Source organism: Microcoleus sp. OTE_8_concoct_300 (assembly GCF_031383065.1).
In the GTDB taxonomy this organism is placed as follows: Bacteria; Cyanobacteriota; Cyanobacteriia; order Cyanobacteriales; family Microcoleaceae; genus Microcoleus.
Genome location: NZ_JANMZH010000915.1, coordinates 1 through 2039, shown reverse-complemented (window position 1 = coordinate 2039; position 2039 = coordinate 1). Strand labels below are relative to the sequence as shown.

At 43.2% G+C, this 2039-nt stretch carries 2 protein-coding genes; both read left to right on the top strand.

Translation table 11 applies throughout. The annotated features are described in order from the left end of the window. Positions 1–259, top strand: a 259-nt coding sequence (locus ACUVJL_RS39170) for a hypothetical protein (RefSeq protein WP_445250745.1), incomplete at its 5' end; no start/stop codon positions are given. Between the two features lie 90 nt (positions 260–349). Beyond that, positions 350–1828 carry a hypothetical protein gene (locus tag ACUVJL_RS39165; RefSeq protein ID WP_445250744.1) on the top strand — a complete coding sequence of 493 codons (1479 nt, stop codon included), beginning with the start codon at positions 350–352 and terminating at the stop codon, positions 1826–1828. The last annotated feature ends 211 nt before the right edge of the window (positions 1829–2039 follow it).

Here is a 2039-nt window from a genome sequence, read left to right as displayed (position 1 = left end):
GCTTGATGTTAGTTCGACAGATAATATCAATATTATCGCTCAAAAAATTAAGGATTGGTGCGAAACCAGACCTGAAATTGAAGAAAATTTAGAAGGCAAAATTTATCGGGCGGGTGCGGGCGGCGGTGATAGCGATGCACCGGAAGAAATCCGGAGGGAGTTTTGCGAAACGCTGAAGCAAAATAAGATTCGACTGGGTTTACCTGTGTCGTCTCCGCCGCCTGCACCGCCAACAAATAATCCACAAACACCTTCTTAGAAGACAAACCCTAAAATTCTTGTGGGGTGGGCATCTTGCCCGCCCCAAATATCTGATAGAAATACTCTAAAACATCTCAAAAACTTGATTATGAGCCAAGAATGGCAAATTAAAAATCCCAGCATTACCCTCTATCCTTTCCACCTGCGAGATGATAGCGACGAAGGCTACGGATACGTAGCCAGAAATGCTCAATTCTTGTGGGAAAATCTAGCAGATAATGTCGGCAAAGAATTTAACATCAACGAACTAAACTCGCTCAGAGACAAGCTAATTTGCTACAAAAATGGGCTGTATTATCCCGACGGCGAACGGGAAAATCTGACTGACGAAGAATTGCTAATTCCCGATGGTGGAAAACCTCTGAAGTTTCCGCCAATTATTCAGCCAGATAACCTGAAACTTGATGGTTCTATCTATGCCCTGCGAATTCACGATACTTACATCGCAGACTTGACATTTTGCTATAAAGATGTCACGCTAAAAGTAGCGGACTTAACTCGATTAAATCCCGAAGGTTGCTTGTTGCCAAATGCAATTCAACCGTCTCTGGGACAAACCTTATTATTATACGCCGAACCAGCAGTTGATAATCCTTACCGGCAACTAGCTGACGAATCTGTTAAAGCTTTTGTACAGGATAAACAGCCAGCATCAGTAGACTTTAGCGCGGAAGGAAAGTTATTCGGGAGTCCGATTTTTGAGTATAACAGCCGAGAAGATGATGCGCGTCAGCGGTGTCACATTTTAGTATGGTTGCAAGACAATCCCCAAACTTTGGAATTCGTAACCTTGACGTTTAACTTTTACTTGATGAATCTGCTGTGTTCTCGCGCTAAAATTGTATTTGTGTATGGCGAAGCTCGTAAAAAGTATCGCCAAGCACAGCAAATAGTGGGCGAGCTAGAAAAGAAGCTTCCCGAATTGCGTGCAATAGAAAGCGAACAAAATCGACAAGTTAAGTTGCAGAAGTTAAAGGATTTGCTGGCTGAAGTTCACACTAAAATGTTGGCTTTTGCTCAGCAGATGCGATCTTTACAAGAAGACACAAATACCATTGATACTAATGCTGAAAATTATGGTAAGGAGTTGACAAGAATTAGAGGTTTGTGCATCCCAGGCGACAATGTGGATTTTTGGCAGAGGTTTCTAGATTTAGCTGAGGATAAGTATCAGCGGCAAATTGAAATAGATTTAAACTACCTGATTGCTAGTCAAAATTTGTTCCAGCAGTCGATATCCACTGTGCGGGGGATGGTGGAAATCGAACAGGTGGAATTGGACAGGGAACAGATGGAATTATACCAGCAACAGGAAGACAGGGAGAAAAGGCGCGATCGCCAGCTTGAGAATATCATCTTTTTTGTCGGAACTGCGATCGGCGGCGGACAAATCTTTTCCGCTGCCTATCCTCTAATCAAGGATACACGGATTCAATGGCAACCCGATTTTTCTCTACCGCTGCATCCCTTTGCTGCGACAATTATCTGGAGTCTGCTGTTTGGCTTACTATTTGGCTTGTTAATGCTGGGTATCGCCGTTTTGGTAAGGAAAACTTTTCCCCGATAATTTGGATTTAGGACTTACGCATAAAACCAAAGAAACCGGGTTTTTCGGGGTTTTTGGGTGGTATAACTCCTATGTTGCAGCATTCTTAAGAACAGGCAAGATGCCTGTTCCACAAAGAGTCAATTTTTTGTGGGGAGTAGGGGTTGGGCTTCTTCGCCTCAGTATTCTTAGGAACAGGCAAGATGCCTGTTCCACAAAAGACCTCTTGCAA